The organism is Peribacillus sp. NPDC046944 (genome assembly GCF_050272735.1).
Taxonomy (GTDB): domain Bacteria; phylum Bacillota; class Bacilli; order Bacillales; family DSM-1321; genus Peribacillus.
In genome coordinates this window covers 74,410-93,104 of the sequence record NZ_JBNNML010000009.1, presented here as the reverse complement: position 1 = coordinate 93,104, position 18,695 = coordinate 74,410, and the positions used below count along the sequence as shown (strand labels likewise).

General features: G+C 38.5%; 26 protein-coding genes. All 26 read left to right on the top strand.

Features of this window, described 5'->3' with window-relative positions:
* The first annotated feature begins 2 nt into the window (after window positions 1-2).
* The 26 genes from ACQKIC_RS16445 (at window position 3) to ACQKIC_RS16320 (ending at window position 18,654) form a co-directional block, all read left to right on the top strand.
* Window positions 3-350: a DUF4054 domain-containing protein gene (locus ACQKIC_RS16445; RefSeq protein WP_427591949.1), complete on the top strand. Its 348-nt coding sequence runs from the start codon at window positions 3-5 to the stop codon at window positions 348-350.
* Window positions 350-991, top strand: coding sequence for a hypothetical protein (locus ACQKIC_RS16440; RefSeq protein WP_427591950.1), 642 nt, complete (start codon window positions 350-352; stop codon window positions 989-991). The genes ACQKIC_RS16445 and ACQKIC_RS16440 overlap by 1 nt, the downstream gene beginning before the upstream one ends.
* Window positions 981-1,349: a hypothetical protein gene (locus ACQKIC_RS16435; protein WP_427668700.1), complete on the top strand. Its 369-nt coding sequence runs from the start codon at window positions 981-983 to the stop codon at window positions 1,347-1,349. The genes ACQKIC_RS16440 and ACQKIC_RS16435 overlap by 11 nt, the downstream gene beginning before the upstream one ends.
* Window positions 1,342-1,794: a phage neck terminator protein gene (locus ACQKIC_RS16430; protein WP_427591952.1), complete on the top strand. Its 453-nt coding sequence runs from the start codon at window positions 1,342-1,344 to the stop codon at window positions 1,792-1,794. The genes ACQKIC_RS16435 and ACQKIC_RS16430 overlap by 8 nt, the downstream gene beginning before the upstream one ends.
* 17 nt (window positions 1,795-1,811) lie before the next feature.
* The gene (locus tag ACQKIC_RS16425; protein WP_427591953.1) at window positions 1,812-2,822 is read left to right on the top strand and encodes a DUF3383 family protein; all 1,011 of its coding nucleotides are present in this window, start codon (window positions 1,812-1,814) and stop codon (window positions 2,820-2,822) included.
* Window positions 2,823-2,863: 41 nt separating this feature from the next.
* Window positions 2,864-3,265: a phage structural protein gene (locus ACQKIC_RS16420; protein ID WP_427591954.1), complete on the top strand. Its 402-nt coding sequence runs from the start codon at window positions 2,864-2,866 to the stop codon at window positions 3,263-3,265.
* A gap of 55 nt (window positions 3,266-3,320) precedes the next feature.
* Window positions 3,321-3,614, top strand: coding sequence for a hypothetical protein (locus tag ACQKIC_RS16415; protein WP_427591955.1), 294 nt, complete (start codon window positions 3,321-3,323; stop codon window positions 3,612-3,614).
* A 25-nt stretch (window positions 3,615-3,639) separates the two neighbouring features.
* The gene (locus ACQKIC_RS16410; RefSeq protein WP_427591956.1) at window positions 3,640-3,801 is read left to right on the top strand and encodes a hypothetical protein; all 162 of its coding nucleotides are present in this window, start codon (window positions 3,640-3,642) and stop codon (window positions 3,799-3,801) included.
* Window positions 3,794-8,113 carry a phage tail tape measure protein gene (locus ACQKIC_RS16405; protein WP_427591957.1) on the top strand — a complete coding sequence of 1,440 codons (4,320 nt, stop codon included), beginning with the start codon at window positions 3,794-3,796 and terminating at the stop codon, window positions 8,111-8,113. The genes ACQKIC_RS16410 and ACQKIC_RS16405 overlap by 8 nt, the downstream gene beginning before the upstream one ends.
* Complete coding sequence (locus ACQKIC_RS16400; RefSeq protein WP_427591958.1) at window positions 8,113-8,682, top strand: LysM peptidoglycan-binding domain-containing protein; 570 nt, start codon at window positions 8,113-8,115, stop codon at window positions 8,680-8,682. Before ACQKIC_RS16405 ends, ACQKIC_RS16400 begins: the two co-directional genes overlap by 1 nt.
* Window positions 8,683-8,695: 13 nt before the next feature.
* Complete coding sequence (locus tag ACQKIC_RS16395) at window positions 8,696-9,073, top strand: phage baseplate plug family protein (protein ID WP_427591959.1); 378 nt, start codon at window positions 8,696-8,698, stop codon at window positions 9,071-9,073.
* A complete protein-coding gene (locus tag ACQKIC_RS16390) occupies window positions 9,042-10,028 on the top strand; it encodes a phage protein (protein ID WP_427591960.1) in 987 nt (328 codons plus the stop codon). The genes ACQKIC_RS16395 and ACQKIC_RS16390 overlap by 32 nt, the downstream gene beginning before the upstream one ends.
* On the top strand, window positions 10,025-10,372 hold the full coding sequence (locus tag ACQKIC_RS16385; protein ID WP_427591961.1) for a Gp138 family membrane-puncturing spike protein: 348 nt from the start codon (window positions 10,025-10,027) through the stop codon (window positions 10,370-10,372). Before ACQKIC_RS16390 ends, ACQKIC_RS16385 begins: the two co-directional genes overlap by 4 nt.
* On the top strand, window positions 10,369-10,740 hold the full coding sequence (locus ACQKIC_RS16380; RefSeq protein ID WP_427591962.1) for a hypothetical protein: 372 nt from the start codon (window positions 10,369-10,371) through the stop codon (window positions 10,738-10,740). The genes ACQKIC_RS16385 and ACQKIC_RS16380 overlap by 4 nt, the downstream gene beginning before the upstream one ends.
* 43 nt (window positions 10,741-10,783) lie before the next feature.
* Window positions 10,784-11,905 carry a baseplate J/gp47 family protein gene (locus tag ACQKIC_RS16375; RefSeq protein ID WP_427668698.1) on the top strand — a complete coding sequence of 374 codons (1,122 nt, stop codon included), beginning with the start codon at window positions 10,784-10,786 and terminating at the stop codon, window positions 11,903-11,905.
* Window positions 11,898-12,524: a hypothetical protein gene (locus ACQKIC_RS16370; protein ID WP_427591964.1), complete on the top strand. Its 627-nt coding sequence runs from the start codon at window positions 11,898-11,900 to the stop codon at window positions 12,522-12,524. The genes ACQKIC_RS16375 and ACQKIC_RS16370 overlap by 8 nt, the downstream gene beginning before the upstream one ends.
* A 15-nt stretch (window positions 12,525-12,539) precedes the next feature.
* Window positions 12,540-13,526, top strand: a complete 987-nt coding sequence (locus ACQKIC_RS16365) for a phage tail protein (RefSeq protein WP_427591965.1) — start codon at window positions 12,540-12,542, stop codon at window positions 13,524-13,526.
* A gap of 26 nt (window positions 13,527-13,552) precedes the next feature.
* Window positions 13,553-13,975 carry a hypothetical protein gene (locus ACQKIC_RS16360; protein ID WP_427591966.1) on the top strand — a complete coding sequence of 141 codons (423 nt, stop codon included), beginning with the start codon at window positions 13,553-13,555 and terminating at the stop codon, window positions 13,973-13,975.
* Window positions 13,976-14,025: 50 nt separating this feature from the next.
* On the top strand, window positions 14,026-14,178 hold the full coding sequence (locus tag ACQKIC_RS16355; RefSeq protein WP_427591967.1) for a hypothetical protein: 153 nt from the start codon (window positions 14,026-14,028) through the stop codon (window positions 14,176-14,178).
* A 119-nt stretch (window positions 14,179-14,297) separates the two neighbouring features.
* The gene (locus ACQKIC_RS16350; RefSeq protein WP_427591968.1) at window positions 14,298-14,636 is read left to right on the top strand and encodes a hypothetical protein; all 339 of its coding nucleotides are present in this window, start codon (window positions 14,298-14,300) and stop codon (window positions 14,634-14,636) included.
* Window positions 14,637-15,028: 392 nt separating this feature from the next.
* Window positions 15,029-15,874 carry a hypothetical protein gene (locus ACQKIC_RS16345; protein WP_427591969.1) on the top strand — a complete coding sequence of 282 codons (846 nt, stop codon included), beginning with the start codon at window positions 15,029-15,031 and terminating at the stop codon, window positions 15,872-15,874.
* A 283-nt stretch (window positions 15,875-16,157) separates the two neighbouring features.
* On the top strand, window positions 16,158-16,490 hold the full coding sequence (locus ACQKIC_RS16340; RefSeq protein WP_427591970.1) for a hypothetical protein: 333 nt from the start codon (window positions 16,158-16,160) through the stop codon (window positions 16,488-16,490).
* 111 nt (window positions 16,491-16,601) lie between these two features.
* The gene (locus tag ACQKIC_RS16335; RefSeq protein WP_427591971.1) at window positions 16,602-16,814 is read left to right on the top strand and encodes a hypothetical protein; all 213 of its coding nucleotides are present in this window, start codon (window positions 16,602-16,604) and stop codon (window positions 16,812-16,814) included.
* Window positions 16,815-17,001: 187 nt separating this feature from the next.
* A complete protein-coding gene (locus ACQKIC_RS16330; protein ID WP_427591972.1) occupies window positions 17,002-17,397 on the top strand; it encodes a hypothetical protein in 396 nt (131 codons plus the stop codon).
* Window positions 17,398-17,409: 12 nt separating this feature from the next.
* Complete coding sequence (locus tag ACQKIC_RS16325; RefSeq protein ID WP_427591973.1) at window positions 17,410-17,682, top strand: holin; 273 nt, start codon at window positions 17,410-17,412, stop codon at window positions 17,680-17,682.
* A 117-nt stretch (window positions 17,683-17,799) separates the two neighbouring features.
* Entirely contained in the window at window positions 17,800-18,654 is an 855-nt protein-coding gene (locus ACQKIC_RS16320; protein ID WP_427591974.1) for an N-acetylmuramoyl-L-alanine amidase, read from the top strand.
* The last annotated feature ends 41 nt before the right edge of the window (window positions 18,655-18,695 follow it).

Below are 18,695 nucleotides of genomic sequence, written 5' to 3'. Positions count from 1 at the left end.
ATATGAGTGAAGTGCTCACAACGCCAGATAAAGTAAAATCTATTGCAAAGCACCTGTCATCATTATCAGATGATCAGGTGCTTTTATTAATTGAAGATGCATCCTTAGATGTGTTCGAATTGCCTATCAAAGACATTTATAAGGAAAAGTGCACTCGATATTTAGCGGCTCATTATGGCTCTCTTAATGTGCGTCAAACTCAATCTGAAACAGTTGGCCCCGTCAAGCGAAGCTATACTTCTGGAAATATTGATGATCGTAAAGGATTGGATTCAACTCCATATGGTCAGGAATATGCAAGGCTAGTCAAAAAATACAGTCGGAAAAGTATTAATTTAATGGTGTTGTGATGGAACTATTCGATGAAAGTGATAACCTATTTACGTTGATGGAGAAGCTCGAGGAATTAGACAAATATGCTATTGAAATTGGGATGTTTGGTTCTGATGATTCTTTCTATGCCATGATTGCAAATGTACATGAATTTGGGATGACGATTAAACCTAAAACCTCCAAAAATCTTGCCATTCCAGTACATGAAAATGCTGTTGGAAAAAGTCCGAAAGATTTTGGTGAGAGTTTAAAACCAATGTTCTCAAGGAAAAACGGTGAAAGCAAAGTATATGGGCTTGGCATTGAAAAGAGCCCTGGTAGCAATGAATTAGAGATGTACTTCGTGCTTAAAAAGAGTGTTAACATTCCTGAGCGTTCTTTTATTCGTTCTACTTTTGATGAAAAGAATGATGAATGGATGGATTTTTTAGAATCCCAGATTGAGAAGGTTTGTGAATTAGAAATCGATGTTAAAACGGTCTTTGAACGATTGGGGGCCAGGATTGTGGCGGACATCCAAAGGAATATGACGGACATGCGGTCACCGCGCAATGCACCTTTAACTATATCCAATAAAGGGTCCAGTAATCCTCTTATAGACACTGGAGAATTGAGACGACATGTAACATGGAAAGTGGTGAGCAATGATGTTATTTGAGTTTAAGGATATGCTGGAAGATTATGAATCACCAATACAAGTTGTGATTACAACATCAGATACTACCACTAATGCTGGTTATGACGAGGAAACAGGCGAGTCAATTAAAGGCACCATCGAAAACACGGAGCCGATAGATACTAGTGGGGTTGTTCTTCCTTATTCAGCTAATGAAATCTATCAGAGTGGTGGCCGATTAACTCAATACAGTCGTCAGCTCATCATTGACATGCAAATACCGCCAAAGTCTCTAGTAATACACGAGGGGCAAAAATACTCTGTTGAAAATAAGTCGGGTTACGAAGATTTTGCTGACTTTATACAGTACGAATTAAAGTGGGTGAGTGCTTTTGGCTGAGTATTTTGATTATAAAATTATCACAAGTTCGCTGATTAAGGCTGTCAGAACATTAACGAATTTTCCTTGTATTGAAGCAAATGGAACGGGTGATCAACCTGCTTATCCATTTGCAACGTTTAACATTACAAGTCCGAAAATCACATATGAACGAGATAACGATAACGCTCAATTTGAATTGGTTGTGTCCTTAACCTGGCACGATGAAAGTTCATTGAGCGTTTTAAATTTGGCTAAAAAATGCGAGTCCTACTTTAAATCGAGCCCAGGACGTGATTTATTTGCTGAAAAAAACGTCGTTATCGTCGATGTGACGGATTTTAATAGAAGAGATAATTTTATCTCGATTGAGTATGAGCGTACTGCCGGGTTTGATATAAGCATGCGTGTTATGGATCCGCACGCAGATGATATATCTGGAATGGAAGGAATCCAAATTAACTAAAACGGAGGAAATTATACATGGCACTAAAAGATGTAAATGTAGTCATTGATGTACTACATCCTGCAAGTGTAGCTGGTTTAGGCAGGCCTTTAATTTTGGCAGCAGGAAGCACAGTTAAATATGCGGAGTATAAATCAATTGAAGCACTTGAAGCTGATTACACTGATACGACAGCCACATATAAGCTGGCCCAAACGATTTGGGCTCAAAAAAATAAGCCGGAAGTAATTTGTGTAGCGTCATATGTGAAGGAGTCTCCTTCAGTAGGACAAAACCTTGGGGATGTAGTGGAAGCATATTACGATAAATCATGGCATTTTGCTTTGTTAGCTGAAGCCACTACAACGGAGCGTTTAGAATTGTCCAATAAGGTTGAGACACATGATTTTAAATTTGCGGTAGTACAAGTTGATTCAGTTGGGGAAATTGCCGCATTGAAAAACAATCCACATACAATTATCTATTACCATACTAATGATGGGGAGCGATTAGACGGGGGAGTCATTGGTGACGCGGCAAACCTTACTGTCGGTTCCATCACATGGAAGTTCCGGGACAATCTTAAAGGAATCACTCCAATTGAGATTAGCTCTCCGGATTTAGATGTGATCCATGCTGCCGGAGGGAATGCTTATGTTACCAAAGCTGGCGTACCTCAAACGAGTGAGGGCATCGTAGCTACTGGAGAGTATATCGATTTTTACCATGGACGTGATTGGATTAAAGCAAATATGGAAACAGACCTGCAAAAAATGCTTACCGATAATGATAAGGTGCCAGGTAATCCAAATGGCGTCTCTTTGGTAGGAGCTGTAGCAACTAGTGTTTTAACAACAGCTGGAAAACAGGGTATCATTGACCGCAATGATCAAGACCAATACGATTTTAATGTATATACGAACGCTTTTGCTGAAGGTAGCCAGGAAGATAAGAAAAAGCGGGTCTATTCGGGTCTATCGTTTGATTACAAGGCTGATAATGCCATCCATAAAATTAATGTGAAAGGTTCAGTCGTTGCTGATAACTAATCAGCACGGCTATTTATTATCAAAAATAAGGAGGATGAATTATGGAAGCAGCAATCTATGATGCTAGTTTAATCACCACAACTCTAAACAACATGATTGTCACAGGGTATAAAAAAGGAACATTCGTAACCGCTAATATGGATGAGGATCGAGTGTCAGTCGAGTCAAATGCACAGGGAGAGGCGTCCTGGTCATTAAATAACTCAAAACTGGGGACCGTCACTCTTACTCTTAATCAGACATCTCCATTCAATAAAATCCTAAATGGGTATGTAAATTCTAAAACATTCTTTCCAATTTACGTTGATGATCCAGTTAATAAAGAACGTCGCGGCGGTACACAGGGGATTGTTACTAAGTCTGCTGATGCGACATACTCTGATGGGATTGAGGCGCGTTCCTACACAATTAAAGTAGGGGATTTTGAAATAGTTAACTATTGATTATAAGGGGGCTGCGGCTCCTTTTTTTATTTTAAAAATAAGGAGGAATTTTATTATGAGTGAAAATCAAAAAGCAAAAGAAGAACAGGTATCAAAGTTTGGTAAGCAAGAGGTCCAAGAAATAGAAAACATTAAATACACGTTTCAATTTCCAGGAACAAAGAAAACTCAAGAAATATTAGACGAAGCAGCAAAAGGAGGAAACTTCAGTAATACCAAATACCACGAAGACATTATGGAGCATGTAATAGTGAAGCCTATTGGAGTGAATTGGGATTATTGGGATGAACATGAGGGCTATCGTGAGGTAATGGCCTTGGCCGATAACTTTCTTGGTCGACAACTCTAAGAAAAAGTCACCAGAAGAATATGAAATGATGTTAGCAAAAGACGAACTGTATTGGCTGCCCGTCATCGCAGGAATCGCCACTCGTGATGAAGTCGAACTCATGACAATGGATCAATTAGGGGTGGCTGTAGCCGCAGCTAACATGAAGATTAAGCTTTTTGGGAAAGGGGGTGGAATAGATGGCTAAATCTCTTCGGCAGACAACCATGAAAGTCAAAATAGATGTTGACTCTAAGCAATTAAAAACAGCTAATGACCAGATTGACTATACGGTTAAAAGTGCTGAAAAACTCGAGAAAGCTAGTGAAAAGAGTTCAAAAGCAATCGAACAGACAGGTGCGTCTGCCGTAAAGAGTACTGATTCTTTAAAGAAAAATGCCAAAAGTACAGAAAGTGTCCATAAAGAAAATGAAAAACTTTCGAAGAGTGCAAAAAACTCTGGTGATTCATTGAAAGATCAAGCAGTAAATAGCAACAAAGCAAAAGATTCAATGGATAATTTGGCTTCGTCTAGTGTTAAGTTGAAAGAAGTTTTTGCCACTATTGGTGCAGCAGCTTTTGCTAAACAAATGTATGATTTAGGGGCTTCCGCAATCCAAGTCGGCATGGACTTTGATAAGGGCATGAGCGAAGTTAAGGCGGTAGCTGAAGCATCAGCGAAAGACTTTGAAGCTATGAGAAAACAAGCAATACAATTAGGTGCAGACACCACAAAATCAGCAAAAGAAGTATCGGCAGGACAACTAGAGCTCGCAAAGTCTGGGTTGAGTGCAAAACAAGCAATGGCTGCAATCCCAGGGGCAATTAACGCATCCACTGCATCGGGTGAAGAAATGTCAGTAGCTGTTAGTGTTATGACATCTGCGTTGAATGGTTTCCAATTAGAAGCAAGCGAATCTGCCCATGTTGCAGACGTATTAGCGATGGCTGCGAACAAATCAAAAGCAGATATTAGTGATATGGGATATGCCTTTAAGTATGCTGCTACTCCTGCAAAAGCTCTTGGAATAACACTAGAAGAAACATCAGCAGCTACCATGATTATGACGAATGCTGGTTTAGCAGGAGAACAAGCTGGTACCTCTTTACGATCAGCATTAATTAGTTTGGCTAAACCATCAGAGGACGCAGGCAAAAAACTTGATGTATTAGGTGTAGCCATCACAAATAACAAAGGCAATATGCGTCCATTTGCTTTAATCATGAATGAGTTGCGTGATAAAACAGACAAGATGGGTAATGCCCAAAAGCTGGCTGCGTTATCTACCATCTTCGGGACAGAAGCTGCCACTGGAATGTTGTCTATTCTTGATAGTGCACCAGGCACAATGGAAAAATTCACGAAATCGCTAAAAGAATCTGATGGAGCGTCTAAAAAAGCTGCCGATACAATGACGGACAATCTTGCGGGATCTGTAGAAGAATTTAAAGGTTCCATTGAAAGCGCCTCAGTCAGTGTTTCAGATATACTCAAGCCCACTGTCCGAGAGGGCACAGAAGCTTTAACAGATTTAGTTGGTGGCTTTAACGATTTAAGTCCTTCAGCTAAGTCAATGGCAGTTTGGGGTGGAGTGATTGTTGGCGGTGTAATACCAGCTAGTATTGCAATTTATAAGGTGCACAAGGCCGTTAAATCTGTAAGAGAAGTGATGGGTGGAGCGAAAGGTTTTTTTGAATCCTACCGAAAACAAATGCAACTTACTGGAGCGCAAGCTGTTATTACGGCCAAAGAAATACAAGCGATGAATAAGGAAGTCACTGGCGGCAGTGTCCCGCCAAAAGGTAAAGGTAAGTCTGTAGGTACAGGGGGTGGTTCAGGATCATCTGGCGGCACAACTATTATTTCTACAGAAAAGTCAAAAGGCGGCACTAAACCGAATCACCTCATTGATCCTAAAACAGGCATGTTAAAGAATACTTTGGGTAATGGCAGTAAATTGAGTGTGTTAGGTAAAGGTTCGAAAGCTATTCCTGTACTTGGTACTGCCGTAGCAGTCGGTTCCTTAGCCCTCGGAGGCAAAGAGAATCTCGGTTCAAATACAGGTTCTATAAGTGGGGGTGCAGCAGGAGCCGCAGCAGGAGCAGCAATCGGAAGTTTAGTTCCTGGTATCGGTACAGCTATCGGTGGACTGGTTGGTGGTATAGCCGGTTCGGTCTTCGGAGAGAAGTTTGGGTCCTCTGTCCAAAAACACTGGCCTAACATCACGAAGAAAATCGACAGTTTTACAGAAAAGCATCCGTTACTAACAAAAGTAGCAGCTGCTTCTAACCCTATTTTAAGAATTGCACAGGGTGCTAAATCAGCAAAGAAAGATTTGGTGGATTCTTTAAAAGAGCCCCTTTCTTCAACTGTAGAATTCGGTAAAGGGGTTTCGAAAACTTCCGCAAAAGCTATCAATGATTACAAAAAACTATCTGATAAGGCAACGGAACAGTTAGATTTACTTTATTGGTCCGGAGATAAAGTATCTAAAAAGACAGCTAAATCCTTAAAAGCAAATTATGGGGCGATGGCAGATAGTATTCAAAAGTCCATGAAAAGTAAGTTTGGAAAGACCGAAAAGACCTTATCAAGTTTTTTGAAAGATTCAGGTTTATCTGCAAAAGAACAAAATGCAATTACGAAAAACGTCGAAAAAAACCATAAGAAACAAAAAGATACCGTTGAAAAATATCAGAAGCAAATAAATAAAATCATCAATAAAGCTTCTAAAGAAAACCGATCCATCACTAAAAAAGAACAGCAAGAAATCAATAAGCTGAAAGAAAAAATGAATAGCACAGCTGTAAAATCCTTGTCTAAATCAGCAAAAGAACAGAGAACTATCATGACTATATTGAAGGAGGATAGTGGTAGAATTAGCGCCAAGCAAGCTGCAGACGTGGTGAAGCAATCCAAAAAAGCTCGAAATGGTGCTAAAGAAGAGGCTGAAAAAAAATACAAAGAAGTTATAGCTGCTGCGGATACTGAGTATTACGATAATAAATCAATTAGTAAAGCGCAATATGAAGCTATTAAAGATAGTGCTGAAAAGACTAAGGACAAGGCCGTTGAACACGCAGAAGAAATGCATGAAAAGGTTGTAGAGCAAGCAAAAAAACAAGCAACAGGCCATCTTAAGCAAGTCGATTGGGAAACCGGTGAATCTCTATCAAAGTGGGAACAATTTAAAATTAACCTAGCTAAAAAGGTCAATTCGATATCAGACGGTATTAATATTGTTTTAAAGGCATTTGGGCTTGAATGGGAAATGCCAACATGGAACCCAAAAGGATCTTCAAGCTCCTCATCGGGAAAAAAAGTTGCTTCCAATGCAAAAGGAACAGGCTATCATCCAGGAGGCTTATCTGTCGTGGGAGAAGAGGGACCTGAGCTTGCCTATACCCCGTATGGAGAAGCTCAAATCGTCGGTGGAAATGGAGCAGAAATTGTCAACTTACCTCGTGGGGCAAAAGTTTTAACAGCTTCTCAAACCAGCCAAATGTTTTCAGGAGGCTTGAACGGATCCATGCCTGGTTATGCCGGTGGTATTGGTGGCTCGATAAAAGATGCTGCCGGTGCAATACAAGATGCGTCGGGTGCAGCATACAGCAAGACCAAAGATGTAGCAGGTTCTGTTTATAACAAAGCAAAAGATGTCACAGCAAGTACTGTTTCTACAGTCACCGAAATTACTGATGATGTGCTTGATTTCATTACGGATCCAAAGGTAGCCATACAAAACCTAATCAATAAAAATCCACTTAAAAATGACATGATGGGGATTGGCGGAGCTGCATTCAAAAAAATCAAAGAAGGCGCTGCATCTTTTATAGAGGATAAACTTAGTTTTAGTGGTGGAACTGGCATTACTGGAGGCGCGTCTGCATGGTCCAAAATGATTTTAAGAGCAGCTGCACAGACACAGACATCATTATCAGGTGGACAATTACAAGGGATCATCGCGCAAATCCAGCGTGAGAGTGGCGGGAATGAAAAAATCATCCAATCTGCAGCAGTGAATGACATAAATATAAGGAATAATAATCCTGCCCGCGGATTGCTTCAATACATCCCGCAAACATTTGCCTCGTATAAGTTAAAGGGTTTTAGCGATATTATGAATGGTTATCACCAGTTATTAGCATTCTTCAATAATTCGAACTGGAAAAAAGATTTACCGTATGGTAAGCGCGGCTGGGGGCCAACAGGTTCAAGACGTTTTGCTAAAGGTGGACAAGTTAATCAGAATGGACAAGTTCTTGTCGGTGAGGAAGGTCCGGAACTTGTAGACCTACCATTTGGATCTTACGTAAATAACAATAGAAAGACAAATGATTTATTAAATAAAAAAGGTAATTCTGATATTAACATTAATCTGAGTCCAACTATCCATATTAACCTGGAAGGCAGTAAAGGGGAAACGAACGAATCGGCTATTCAGCGGGCTGTTTCCAAAGCTTTAGAAGAGACTTTTAAAGATCTCCGTGGATTGTTTGATAGCGGGGTGGCTTATTAATGTCGAAAATCAACAATTACAAAATAGATAGTATGTCAGAATCGTTTTCTAATTCGGTAAACGTGACTTCTTATCCTGTAGAAAAAGGAATGCCGTTAAATGATTCGGTACAAAGGAATCCTAAGACTTATTCCATCAGTGGCAAGCTGTTAAATGATTCTTTTAAAAATAAGAATTCAAACGAAAAAAGAAAGAAGATAGAAAAACTCATGGAAAGTGGAAAAACAGTGAAGTACGTCGGCCGTATTAATGCATCTGATGTGCTTATCACTAGTTTTAGCGGGACATACAGCAGTACTGTATCGAATGGCTTTGAGTTTTCCGCAGAAATGCAACAGGTGCGGATTGCCAAAACACCATACAAGAAAAAAGCCACGAAAAAGAAGTCATCGGGGAAGAAAACAACCAAGAAAACATCCAGCTCCACTAAAAAATATCACGTAGTAAAATCTGGGGATACGTATTGGGGATGCGCTAGAAAGTATGGAACAACGGTTGCTGCATTAAGAAAATTGAATCCATGGCCTGATAGAAAAATTCCCATCGGAGTCAAAATGAGAATCAAATGAAGCGAGGTGGCACATGGCCAAGGAATACATTGATTTAGATGTGAATGAAGTTCCAGTCCAATTTGAAATTGATTTTGAGCAGGATACTTATACAATGGGAATCAATTACAATGAGTCATACGATTTTTACACGGTGGATTTATGGGATGCTGAGGGATACGTTATTGTTTTGGGCGAAAAGATGGTCCTTGGCCGTCCCTTGTTTGAATCTATTGTGGATGAACGCTTACCTGCACCCAGTATTGTCCCTCTGGATGAATCAAACGTGGCTACTAGCATCTCTAAAGCAAATTTTTATAAAACCGTCTTTTTAACGCTGGACAATGCGTCAGATGATCCATTCGACCAGGACATAGAAGATGGCAATAATTTGGGTGATATTAATGGCTGATATGCTATGGCAAAGGGTTATCAAGGCCACAATCAAGACAAGTGGAGGCATACTGACTTTTAATAATGAGGAATTAGAAGTACAATTTGATGTTACATTTGACGATGACTCGAAACCCAATGTAAATAAATTGATCGTCTATAACCTTACTAAAAGTACAATTAGTAAGATTAAAAAGGGCCAAAACGTTACCCTTAACGGTGGGTATAAAGATGACTATGGATTGCTCGTTGAGGGCAAAATCACCAAAGTTACCAGTAAGTATGAGGGCATTGATAAATTCACCACAATTATCTTTAAAGAGGGCACTGATTACTCGGGCATCAAGATTGATGCTGACATGGCGGATGCCCCTAAAAAATATTACGTATCAAAAAGGGTCAAGCTTAAGAAACCAATCACTACGACGAAGATAGGTAAAAACGGCCGTAAATATACCTCCACTATCAATTATAAAACCGTGAAAGTTGCGAAATGGCGAAAGCAAACCTTGAATATTACCTTTGCCAAAGGGATCAAAGCATCAACGATTATCAAAAAATTAACTGGACTGCTGGGAATCAAATTAGCTGAGTGTAATATACCGCGAGATAAGGTTTACAAAAGGGGCTATAAAGTTACTGGAAAAATCGAGAGTAAACTTAATACGGTTGTAAAAGACTGCGGGGCCTCTATGTACTGGCGGCGTGGAAAAGTGGTGATCAGGAGTATAGAGATTGGAAACGACGAACGTTTTACCTTAAAGGAATCAACAGGGTTAATTGAGACTCCTAGCCAATTTGAAGATGATGATATAAAAGGATATAGTGTCCGGTGTTTATTGCAGCATCGTATTACGACAGCATCTATTATCAACATTGACTCCAAAACCGCCAAAGGAAAGTACAGGGTCAAACAGGGAAGACATTATTACGACGGTAGTGATTTTATTTCGGAATTTGAGGTGATTGAATGAGTGAAGTAAGCAAGTTCTTCACCGGTTTTCAGAGAGAAACCCTGTTATCGGTAGCAACATTAGCTCCGGGCAAAGTTATAAGATATAACAATGCTGACCACTTAGCAGATATACAACCTCTCTTTTTGACAGCAGATAATGACGATAATCTTTATAAGCAATCGATTATAGAAGATGCCATCGTGTTGGATCATTGTCACCCTTTAGAAAAAGGGAATGTTATTTTTTATATGGCAGCCCAGCGCAATCTCGATAATCTAGATGGAGCATCATTTATTAATCCGGATAGCTTTGATTTATTGAGCAGCAATGATGCGGTTGTGGTAGGGAGGTATAAAGGGTGAAAACGTTAAAGGTTGTCGATGGCGACTTTGTCTTTGATGCAGCAGGTAATCTGGAATGGGTAAAAGGCGACGAAGAAATTGTACAAGGTGTCAAAATGAATCTGTCTGTCCGTAAAGGAGAGTTCGAGCTTGATGAATGGATTGGCCTTGACCAAAGCTTCTTAGGGGAAAGAAGTCCTAATGAAGAAGAAGTCATTGATAATATATTGGAGGCCCTGCAAGTTATGACTGATCAGGGAATTATTGAGGGGGCCGAGGATATTAACGTCACAAACCAAAATGGAGAGATGGATCTTTCCTTGCGAATACTTAAAACGGACGGGACCGAAATTAACTTAGAAGGGTCGGATTTTGGTGGCTCTGAATAAAAATGGATTTAGTCGAAAGACTTACTCAGATTTAGTAGAAGAAATGGAAACAAAATTTAGAGAACAGTTTGGTGAAGATACTAATCTATCTTCCTATACTCCGGTAGGCATAATCATGAGGGTTATGGCTTTTTTTTATGCGAAATTATGGGATGTCGTAGAGGCCGTGTACAACAGCCGATTTATCAAAAAGGCAACAGGCGTATCGTTGGACTATCACGGCAGTGACAAGCAACTCCCGAGAAATCCAGCGACCAACTCATATGTCCATTTGGTCTTTACTGGCGAGCCGGGTTATATCATACAGGCGGAGGAAACTTTTTCGACGGAGGGAGATATCCAGTTTGCTTTATTAGAGGACGTTGAACTGGATGCTATTGGGGATGGGATTGGAGAAGCAATCAGCGTAGACACAGGGGCTTATACCAGAGTCTTAGCTAACACGGTAACAATCCCGGTGGAGAGTGATGATAATATCTCCAGTGTCACAAATCCTGAACCAGCAACTGGCGGTACGGATATTGAATCAGACAGCTCCTATCAAGCTCGCCTTTTAAAATCAAACGAATCAAGTGGAAAGAGTACGGTATCAGCTGTGGAAGCTGCTGTTAATAATGTGACTGAAGTGCGTAGCGCCAATGTCATATTTAATAAGACTATGGAAACGGACTCGGAGGGGAATCCGCCGAAATCTCTCCACGCTTATGTGCTAGGAGGGGCAGGGTTGGATATAGCGCAGTCCCTATTTGACAACATTGGAGCAACTACGGATACGGTAGGCGCAGAGGTTTACCAGATAGCAGATCATTCAGGTGGCATCCATCCTATTCGTTTCGATTTTGCAGAAGAGGTGGAAGTGTCCGTTAAATTGAAGATAAAAACAAATTCTGAATTTGAGGCTGATGGTTTAACACAAATCAAAAACAAAATACTCGGCATAATCGGCGGAATAGATTCCAGTGGCGAAGAACTGCAAGGTTTGTCGATGGGGGAAGATGTCATCCTCTCAAAACTGATAGGAGCTGCTTATCAGGTAAATGGGATTGAGGATGTGGGGATAGAAATAGGTTCTGATCCTTTAAGCTTGATACCAAGTAATCTAGCCATCTCACCACGCCAGGTTGCTCGTACAGATGCTACATTGATTGAGGTGGCTTATGCTTAAGATAATGTTAGGCATGCTGACAGATGCCCTAGCTAAAAAAGAAACTTCTAATATTGGCAAGATCATGTTCGTCTTTAATGAACAATTTAATGATGTAAAAGATACACTCACCACAATGAATCAATGGATAGACGTTGGGAAAGCCCAGGGGAAAGAATTAGACTTCATTGGTGCTGACATTAATCAAAACCGAGGACTCGCTAACGATGCACAATACCGTATGCTGATACGGTCCAAGAGGGAGAGGGCAAAGAGTGCAGGAACCTGGAATGACCTTGTTGATACAATGGCAATCACGCTTAATTGCGACCCTACCAAGCTCTCTTTTAAGTCTGTCATTGAGAATGGCGGAGAGGAACCTCTGGCATTAATCGTCGAACGTATTCCAATAAAGGTAGTGAGTGATGCCCAGCTTACTACTAGCCAATTAATCTCATTGCTTGAACAAGTAGCCCCTGGAGATGTTCGTGTGGCAAGTGCTAATTTCGAGGGAACTTTCAGATTTTCTTCAAATCATGAAATAGAGACAAGTAAATATGGATTTTCTAGTAATGGCACCGACGGAGGAACGTTAGGTGTTATTTTTGTTCCTGAAAACGATACGATTTTACCGATTTAAAGGAGAGTGATAAAAATGTCTTTTAAAAAAGAACTACCCGAATGGAATGCCCCAGGAATAGTACCATCAGAAGAAGCAAAAAAGAGTGGTTGGGGTCCGAATCAGCATCCGCCAGCTGATTGGTTCAATTGGCAATGGAACTTAACCTATCAAGCTTTAAAAGAGCTACAAGAAAATGCACAACACATAGATGATTCAGTCTCCATAGCAGATGCTTCATTAACTCAAAAAGGAATTACACAGCTTAATGATAAGGTAGATTCAGACAGCACTACACAGGCTGCTACTGCAAATGCGGTTAAGAAAGTGAATGACGCAGTTATGACGCATTCGGCGGATGAAGTGAAACATATCACTGCTGCAGAGCGAACTAAATGGAACAACCCGGCAACCACTGCAGCTAAAATTACAATAGCAGATACAGCTAACCTTTTTACAGCAACAGATGTGGAAGGTGCACTGAAGGAGCTTTTTACAAATGCCAATAATGGTAAAACGGATATCGCGTCCGTTATTGGGAGTCCGGCAACAAGTGCGGATACCTTCGCACAATTAAAAGCGCATATCCAGAACGCAAAAACCAAGGCAGCAACAAATTTAACGGCAAAAGGGACTAATGCTATCTCTACTGAAACACTAGATGCTTTAATGACCAAAATTGCAAGTGTAAGTACAGGTAAAAAATATGCCTCTGGAGTAGCAAAAACAAATTACTATGATGTTATTAATGTAAGAGGATTGGGTTTTAGACCAAAAATAGTTCTCATTACTTTTTATTATTCAGAGGCAGGTGGATATTCATACTCTTATATGCATGACTTTGAAACCTATGGGAATTTCATAGGTGTGCGTACCGTCGTGACTAACTCAAGTGGGAATTTTAATGGCTTTAGTTCAATTCAAAGAAGAACCGATAATTTCACTAACGATTTTTATAGTGATGGTTTTGATGCATCTTTAGCTAACAATACGTCAAGTGCTAAATGGTATGCTTGGGAATGATAAAAGGATAAAGGGGGCTTTGTTAAATGAAAATTGGTAGGAGAATTTATTATGAAAAAGATACTGGAAATCTAATTATAGATACAGGAGAGCGTGAAGGATATGTGGAATCAAGAACAGTTGAACAAGACATCGCAACCTTCACTGTACTATCCGAACGCAACCGTGAAACCTTCGATATGATTGAATTGGCATTCGGGGAATACGGACAGAATTTTGCAGAGTGTAATGGGTACCGGGTCAATCGGAAAACGAAGAAGCTGGAGTTTTCTTATCCTGAACCGGGCGAACCAGAAGCGCCGCAAGTATTCGGGCCCCCTTTGACGGAACAAATTGAGGAATTGAAAGCAGAAAACACTCTATTAAAAGCACAAAACCAAGCAATTAGTGAACGGACGGATTTTCATGAAGATCTTATCGCAGATATGGCGATGATGATCTATCAGTGATAATCCGTTTTTTAATACAATTTTTAATAAAGCTTATAGGAGATGATAATATGATGGCATTATTTTTTGCACAACGCGTAATTTTAGGAAAAACGGAATTTAATGATGTACCTTCTACTTTGAAGCCAGGCGTTTATGAAAATTTAAAAGATAGTGGCGTTGAGTTCTTGGTAGGAGAATATCAACCGCCAACAGCAGAGTAACGGAGTAGGAAGATAGAGCTAAAGTAGTACTTTTTATTTAGTTATAATATACTATTTGTGGGATACACGCTCTTTTTGTCGAATATTAGTTATCATAGATTTTAATAAAGGAGAATTTTATGTCTAAAAACCTTAGAGAAATATTATTAAACTATCGACACAGAAACATTTTAGGAGTCGAAGTGCATGTTATGGGGGAAAAAAAAGGAAAGGTGGTATTCGATGGAAACTATAAAATTTATAGTACAATTGAAACAAATTATAGTAGGTTAACTATAGATTGGCCAATAACTGGTGTTTTACCTGGTGAGTATCAGGAGCATTACACCGAAGGTAGTAATAAGTACCCTGTGGACATTAAATATTTTGAGGAAGAAGATAAAGTCCATTTGTCTGGAAAATATTCAGGTGATTCGTATAAGATAGTCGTTCACTTACCTGAAAAGAGTTCTTACTAATAAATTTTCAAATTTAAAGAAGCATCCTTCGTGGTGCTTTTTCTTATGTCATTTTAGGAAGATATTATGTATTAAAAAATTTATTCTACTTCAACTAACGAATCAGAACTGTTGAAGAAGAATTAATGTGGTCAATTTCTTGAGAAATCAACGTAGAAATTTGCTTAATATATAAAATTTCTTTTTTGGCCGGATTCCTTTCTTATTTTTAAGCATTACGTTTCTTATCTTGCTAACATAGAAATATTTCCCTTTAAGTTTTTTAAATTTACCCGATAGTAGTAATAGGCATGAATTTACAAATGGTAGGTATATAGTTATCGGTAAATCGGACTTACTAGGAAAATAAGTGGGTTTTTTGCCAATGTTAGATTACTTAAGGAGCGTTCTTAATGAAGAAATTACTATCTTTCTGTTTTGTGATGTTATTAGTACTAAGTGGATGTGAGAGTGACGAGGAAAAAATAAAAACGGGTGTTAATAAAATACAAGAAAAGTTGAATACAATTATTTCAGAGTCGGAAATTTCCGACTTTATTGAAGGGGATATTAAATTCGAACGTTACGATACAATTATTAGTGAGGAAAAGACAGTTTTTATGTATAACATTGTTATACCCATGAAAGCTTCTTATCTACAGTTGAAACCTTCAGAACAATATAGATTACTTAAAGAGCCCACCCAAAAGATATACGACTACCGGGGAGATGCACCAGATGGTAGGCAGATCTTAAGGGATTATGAAGTTAATGAGGAAAGAATTAAATACGAGTCATTGGTTCTTACCTTTAACAAAGATGACAATTATAATATAAGTTTAAATAATGAAGAAGTAAAAGCATTCAATCGTGATAATAATGGAGACCTAAGCAACGTAGTATATGGAACTATAGGGAATGAAAATTATGTCATTCTCAACACCGGTGAGTTATTACATGAAGGTGAATATAGAGATATTGGAAATTATGCTCTTAAAGATTCTACTAGTGATCAATCAACTCAAACCCCTAGCCGAAATACAGAAAATGGATGGAATAGCCTATCTTTAAATCAAAAATCTAATAGGGTTTCTCAACACTTACTACAACTACAAAATCAGGGATATACAATTAATGTTAATGAAGATTATTTTATAAAATCACTTGATGCTTATTATGAAGGTGGTGAAACTGATTTTACAAGCATAGGCGAAGCTATTCAAATGGTTGGATTGGCAGGAGGAGCTATCACGAATTAACTATGTGATAGTTTAATAGAAAACTAAAGTCGACAGAAATCTGTTGGCTTTTTTTGTTGCGTATCTGGAAGATTATACGCAACAAAACAAACACCCATAGAGGTGTATTTTTATCTTTAGGAATCAGAATCAGAAAGGTACCTTAACTATCGAATAAAAAACAATCTTACTTTTTATTTTTCTGTTTTAAATGTTGTCTGTGTTCTAATTTAATGTAAATATACTATTTATTACCTTATAATAGTGATATCGGTATTTTAAAAAAACACAAGGTGGAGAAGCTATGAATATGCACGAAGAAGCAGTAAAAAATCTTAAAGTAAGCTCTTTAGAAAAGGTGATTGATCGATTAAACAAAGATGATTTTTATACTGATGAACATGGGATATTATCAAAAATGTTGATAAAATATGCGTCCGAAACACTATTCCGAAGGTTGGAGGATATGGGGGTCGACTATGAATTAAGAATGGTTTGTAAATATTATAATAGCCACGGAGAAGTGAGTGCAATTTATAATGCAGATGTTTTTAATAGTGGGATTGATTTTATAAAATTAGCATTAGATCCTTTTGTTGAAATGCAAGAAAAAGTATTTAAAAATACAATAGAATGATTCTTGTTAATTAGAATTCTAAAAGAAGAAATAAAAAGTCCACATGTTATTATTTTTGACTTTAAGCTGAAATTAAAATAGTGTGTAAGTAGATAAAGGGGGGGAGTTATTATGATCGAACGGGTTATAGTTTATTTAGAGTATCCTGAAAGTATGGAAGGCATAATAAGAATAGAATCTGTTACGGCTCTTGACATAAATGGCAAGGAAATTAAAAATATAGCAGACTTAGTGGATAATCAGCCGTTCTATTCTGAAGAAGAAGTAACTAATTTTATTTCTAAGAAGCTATTAATTTCTACTGATGGTATAGAAATTTATTGAGTGAAGGAACGTCTTTTACTAATTTTTAATGTGTGGCGCTTTAAGTGAACAATATTAATATAGAAAAGCCAACTCTAAGTTAGGCTTTTTTATTATACCTGTACAAAAAAAACACCCTTTGAGGTGTATTTTTTTGGGTAAATAGATAGCGTTTTAAAAGGGGGAATGGGTATTGGAGGGGATGGAATTGGAAAATAAGGTACAGGAACATGATGAAAAATTTAAAGCAGTAGATCAAGAGCTTGAGAGTCATCGTGAACAGCTTTTGCAGTTAAAGCAAAATGATGAAAAGTTTCAGCAAGATGTATCTCTACTTAAAACGAACCTTGCTAAATTACAGTCAGGACAAAGCAGTTTAGAACTCACGGTAATGAAGGGGAATGAATCGACAAGGGACCTGGTCAACGAGAACAAAGTGATTACAAATAAATTGCTTGATCATGTTATTGGAAAAGATGCACAAGAGCAACAGTCAAACATTGAAACTAGAAAACAGAAGTGGGAAATCATGGGGAAGGTTACTGTCGCTGTATTTGGGGGTAGTGGCGTTCTTTATTTAATTTTACAAGCTTTTTTACCATAAGGAGGAATGAATGTGGAAAACGAAATTATGCAGCAAGTATTAATATTTACAACTATTTTAGCACCTATAGTCACAGCACTTGTTCAAGTCATTAAGGGTACCGTCAAATTACCAAACAATGCGTTGCCTATTGTAAGTTTAGTTGCTGGATTAGCAATAGGATCCGTAGCTTTTCCGTTTACAGCTATGGATATCACTTTAAGGTTATGGGCCGGGGCTTTTGCAGGTTTAGGTGGGACTGGTCTTTATGAAGTTTTCACAAATCGTATAGGAAATACAAAATAAGCTGCCTTCGGGTGGCTATTTATTTTGAAGGGGATGATTGTCATGTGATAACAAATCAGTGTACATCCATTCATATTTAGATAACAGACAACTATTCTAATAAAGGTGGTAATTAACATGGTTAAAATTTATATTGATCCAGGTCATGGTGGAACAGATCCAGGTGCGGTAGGTAATGGCTTAAGAGAGAAGGATTTAACATTACAAATCGCTACAAGAATTAAAGATATACTTGCAGGTTATAAGAACGTTTCTATTAAAATGAGCCGTACAGGAGATACCTACCCATCATTATCAGCACGGACAAAAGAAGCAAATGCTTGGGGAGCTGATTTTTTCTTGTCCGTCCATATTAACGCTGGTGGCGGCCAAGGATATGAGGATTTTATTTACACGTCTAGCAGCAAGGATACAAAAACGTATCAGGATAATATCCATGCAGAAATAATGAAGCTTATTGACATGAAAGATCGTGGACAAAAGACTGGTAATTTACATGTGCTACGGGAATCCAAGATGTCAGCTATATTGACGGAAAATGGGTTTATCGACAACGCTTCAGATGCATCCCGGCTTAAAAAGAGTGCATTTATCGAAGCTCTTGCACAAGGGCATGTGAATGGGATAGTTAAGTCTTTCAATCTGGAAATGAAGGATAATGAGGTATCTGGAACCAACGGAAATACTCATACCGTTGTAAAAGGCGACACACTTTATTCCATTGCTAAAAAATATGGAACGACTGTGGCTAATCTGCAAACTCTCAATCCTAAAGTGGATGCTGATTCACTTCAAATTGGCCAGAAACTTATTGTTAGTGGTTCAGCTGCTACGTATCACACAGTTTTAAAAGGCGACACTGTATCTGTTATTGCCACAAAATATGACAGCACGGTTAATCAAATAAAGGATTGGAATAAACTTGATAGCAAATACACGATTATCATTGGTCAAAAACTCCGTGTGAAATAAATGGAAGTGGCCCTTGAAAGGGGCCACTTTCTTTATATAAT